Genomic DNA, 1171 nt, shown 5'->3' with positions numbered 1-1171 from the left:
GTCTGTCGTGTCCGGGCTGGCGTTGACTGGCAGCAGTCAGTGGATGTCTCAGTCACTCAGGAGTATGAGTCCTGAAAAGATGACCGCACTGGCAAAGGCTCTTGGAATTAGTCAGGAAAAACTTACTGAGTCAGTACAGGGAGGTACAGCATTACCGACAGATGCGGCATCCACTCTAAAAATCGACGATATTATAAAAAATCTCTGGGAGAAGAAGGCAGACAGTAACGCCTTTGTCCTGGGGTGTGAGTTCTTAAAACATGTGGACAAACCAAGTCTCGAGGAATGTTCTTTGTTAGGCAACTGGTTCAGTTACACTAGTCCACTCGCTTTGGCGGTAGGTGGTTTGGTTCGTTCGGATCAACCTGTTGATATTGTGTTGCAAGAGCTTCAGGACTTACACGGAAAAATGGTCCAGAGCGGCCTGGTCAGCCACAGCGACTGGCTATATTCCATGGCCTGTATACTCGGCCCTCTGAGCATCTGTTCACCTCATTTTAGAGCCATTGCTCAGGTCGCTATTCAACAAAATTGGTTTGAACCGGCCAATTGCTTTGATAGTAGAGCAGAGACACTTCATGACCTGTTGGAAAAGCTGGACGCTGTCAACGAGCTTAAACCATTGGTACAACGACTCCTGAAAAACTGGTATGTCCATTTTTTGGGTAGGAAAAGAGATAAGAGTTTTTACATCAAGCAGATACTGGGCTCTGTTTCACCCTTAACCCTGCCAGTGTACAGTGGGTATTCACCCACGCTGGAAGACGGCCTGAAAATAGATAATCTGGCACCCTCCTGGACAGAGGAGCCGCGAGGTATTCCTGATATTGGCAGGTTATTCACCGGTCTCCCTGCTTTTTCTGTATTCAAAACCAGAGTTGGTCAGTACCGCTCTGTCATTCTGCTTGGAGCTCCCTTGTGGAATAATACAAGCTTGAAGAAGAAAGCTGATGAGCTCAGTGAGCATTATTGCCAACATCGCCCTGACAAAGAGGTATTGCGTGAACGGTTAGTCGTTATTTCTCATAAATACTCTGAGCTTATTAAAAAAACTTTCGCAGATTATGTGTATCAGACAGCTCATGTTAATGGTGGGGGGATAACTGCCTGTTGGCTTGGTAATCAAGTCGGACATGGGAATCATCAAGTGGGACACCATACTCCTCACTCG

Annotated in this window: 1 protein-coding gene; it reads left to right on the top strand. The window is 46.6% G+C overall.

Annotated features, from left to right (window positions below; all coding sequences use genetic code 11):
* Positions 1-43: 43 nt before the first annotated feature.
* Positions 44-1171, top strand: a 1128-nt coding sequence (locus tag E1189_RS22945; RefSeq protein WP_196221008.1) for a hypothetical protein, incomplete at its 3' end; no start/stop codon positions are given.

Source organism: Parendozoicomonas verongulae (assembly GCF_009711465.1).
GTDB classification, from domain to species: Bacteria; Pseudomonadota; Gammaproteobacteria; order Pseudomonadales; family Endozoicomonadaceae; genus Sansalvadorimonas; species Sansalvadorimonas verongulae.
This window is presented reverse-complemented; position numbering and strand designations above follow the sequence as displayed.